2 rRNA genes are annotated in these 3,327 nt (G+C 51.1%); both read right to left on the bottom strand.

The features are described from left to right. Window positions 1-113, bottom strand: a 5S ribosomal RNA gene (gene rrf / locus KVH01_RS29310); the annotation flags it as partial. 158 nt (window positions 114-271) lie between these two features. Further along, a 23S ribosomal RNA gene (locus tag KVH01_RS29305) occupies window positions 272-3,163 on the bottom strand. Window positions 3,164-3,327 lie beyond the last annotated feature (164 nt).

The following is a 3,327-nucleotide window of genomic DNA, read 5'->3' as shown; positions in this document are numbered from 1 at the left end:
TGACGATGACCTACTCTCACATGGGGAAACCCCACACTACCATCGGCGATGCATCGTTTCACTACTGAGTTCGGGATGGGATCAGGTGGTTCCAATGCTCTATGGTCGTCAAGAAATTCGGGTACTGAGTCGTGGCCGGCTGGCCTCGCTTCAGCAAATTGGGTATGTGACAGCTGTCGGTGTTTTGTGAGCGTCGAACTTTCGGTTCATTTTCGTCTTCACACACCGCAATCTGATGCTCGTTAGAGTAGTCAAATTGCTTGGGTGTTATATGGTCAAGCCTCACGGGCAATTAGTATTGGTTAGCTCAACGCCTCACAGCGCTTACACACCCAACCTATCAACGTCGTAGTCTTCGACGGCCCTTCAGGGGACTCAAGGTCCCAGTGAGATCTCATCTTGAGGCTAGTTTCCCGCTTAGATGCTTTCAGCGGTTATCTATTCCGAACATAGCTACCCGGCAATGCCACTGGCGTGACAACCGGAACACCAGAGGTTCGTCCACTCCGGTCCTCTCGTACTAGGAGCAGCCCCTCTCAAATCTCAAACGTCCACGGCAGATAGGGACCGAACTGTCTCACGACGTTCTAAACCCAGCTCGCGTACCACTTTAAATGGCGAACAGCCATACCCTTGGGACCGGCTTCAGCCCCAGGATGTGATGAGCCGACATCGAGGTGCCAAACACCGCCGTCGATATGAACTCTTGGGCGGTATCAGCCTGTTATCCCCGGAGTACCTTTTATCCGTTGAGCGATGGCCCTTCCATACAGAACCACCGGATCACTAAGACCTACTTTCGTACCTGCTCGACGTGTCTGTCTCGCAGTCAAGCGCGCTTTTGCCTTTATACTCTACGACCGATTTCCGACCGGTCTGAGCGCACCTTCGTACTCCTCCGTTACTCTTTAGGAGGAGACCGCCCCAGTCAAACTACCCACCATACACTGTCCTCGATCCGGATAACGGACCTGAGTTAGAACCTCAAAGTTGCCAGGGTGGTATTTCAAGGTTGGCTCCACGCAGACTGGCGTCCACGCTTCAAAGCCTCCCACCTATCCTACACAAGCAAATTCAAAGTCCAGTGCAAAGCTATAGTAAAGGTTCACGGGGTCTTTCCGTCTAGCCGCGGATACACTGCATCTTCACAGCGATTTCAATTTCACTGAGTCTCGGGTGGAGACAGCGCCGCCATCGTTACGCCATTCGTGCAGGTCGGAACTTACCCGACAAGGAATTTCGCTACCTTAGGACCGTTATAGTTACGGCCGCCGTTTACCGGGGCTTCGATCAAGAGCTTCGCGTTAGCTAACCCCATCAATTAACCTTCCGGCACCGGGCAGGCGTCACACCCTATACGTCCACTTTCGTGTTTGCAGAGTGCTGTGTTTTTAATAAACAGTCGCAGCGGCCTGGTATCTTCGACCGGCATGAGCTTACGGAGCAAGTCCTTCACCCTCACCGGCGCACCTTCTCCCGAAGTTACGGTGCCATTTTGCCTAGTTCCTTCACCCGAGTTCTCTCAAGCGCCTTGGTATTCTCTACCCAACCACCTGTGTCGGTTTGGGGTACGGTTCCTGGTTACCTGAAGCTTAGAAGCTTTTCTTGGAAGCATGGCATCAACCACTTCGTCATCTAAAAGATGACTCGTCATCAGCTCTCGGCCTTAGAATCCCGGATTTACCTAAGATTCCAGCCTACCACCTTAAACTTGGACAACCAACGCCAAGCTGGCCTAGCCTTCTCCGTCCCTCCATCGCAATAACCAGAAGTACAGGAATATTAACCTGTTTTCCATCGACTACGCTTTTCAGCCTCGCCTTAGGGACCGACTAACCCTGCGTCGATTAACGTTGCGCAGGAAACCTTGGTCTTTCGGCGTGGGTGTTTTTCACACCCATTGTCGTTACTCATGTCAGCATTCGCACTTCTGATACCTCCAGCAAGCTTCTCAACTCACCTTCACAGGCTTACAGAACGCTCCTCTACCGCATCACTTACGTGATACCCGTAGCTTCGGTGTATGGTTTGAGCCCCGTTACATCTTCCGCGCAGGCCGACTCGACTAGTGAGCTATTACGCTTTCTTTAAAGGGTGGCTGCTTCTAAGCCAACCTCCTAGCTGTCTAAGCCTTCCCACATCGTTTCCCACTTAACCATAACTTTGGGACCTTAGCTGACGGTCTGGGTTGTTTCCCTTTTCACGACGGACGTTAGCACCCGCCGTGTGTCTCCCATGCTCGGCACTTGTAGGTATTCGGAGTTTGCATCGGTTTGGTAAGTCGGGATGACCCCCTAGCCGAAACAGTGCTCTACCCCCTACAGTGATACATGAGGCGCTACCTAAATAGCTTTCGAGGAGAACCAGCTATCTCCGAGCTTGATTAGCCTTTCACTCCGATCCACAGGTCATCCGCTAACTTTTCAACGGTAGTCGGTTCGGTCCTCCAGTTAGTGTTACCCAACCTTCAACCTGCCCATGGATAGATCGCCCGGTTTCGGGTCTATTCCCAGCGACTAGACGCCCTATTAAGACTCGCTTTCGCTACGCCTCCCCTATTCGGTTAAGCTCGCCACTGAAAATAAGTCGCTGACCCATTATACAAAAGGTACGCAGTCACCCAACAAAGTGGGCTCCCACTGCTTGTACGCATACGGTTTCAGGATCTATTTCACTCCCCTCTCCGGGGTTCTTTTCGCCTTTCCCTCACGGTACTAGTTCACTATCGGTCAGTCAGTAGTATTTAGCCTTGGAGGATGGTCCCCCCATATTCAGACAAAGTTTCTCGTGCTCCGTCCTACTCGATTTCATGACTAAGAGATTTTCGCGTACAGGGCTATCACCCACTATGGCCGCACTTTCCAGAGCGTTCCGCTAATCTCAAAGCCACTTAAGGGCTAGTCCCCGTTCGCTCGCCACTACTAAGGGAATCTCGGTTGATTTCTTTTCCTCAGGGTACTTAGATGTTTCAGTTCCCCTGGTTCGCCTCTTGCACCTATGTATTCAGTACAAGATAACCATCTTATGATGGCTGGGTTCCCCCATTCAGACATCTCCGGATCAAAGTCTGTTTGCCGACTCCCCGAAGCTTTTCGCAGGCTACCACGTCTTTCATCGCCTCTGACTGCCAAGGCATCCACCGTATGCGCTTCTTCACTTGACCATATAACCCCAAGCAATCTGGTTATACTGTGAAGACAACATTCGCCGAAAATTCGAATTTCTCAATTAAGAGAACTCACAAATTTTACCTTAGCCTGATCCGTTACCAGTGAAAGTAACGTTCAGTCTATCTTTCTATCACATACCCAAATTTTTAAAGAACGA

Source organism: Pseudomonas khavaziana, from assembly GCF_019145205.1.
GTDB classification, from domain to species: Bacteria; Pseudomonadota; Gammaproteobacteria; order Pseudomonadales; family Pseudomonadaceae; genus Aquipseudomonas; species Aquipseudomonas khavaziana.
Note: the sequence above shows the minus strand (reverse complement) of the source record. Positions and strands in the feature narration are given on the sequence as shown.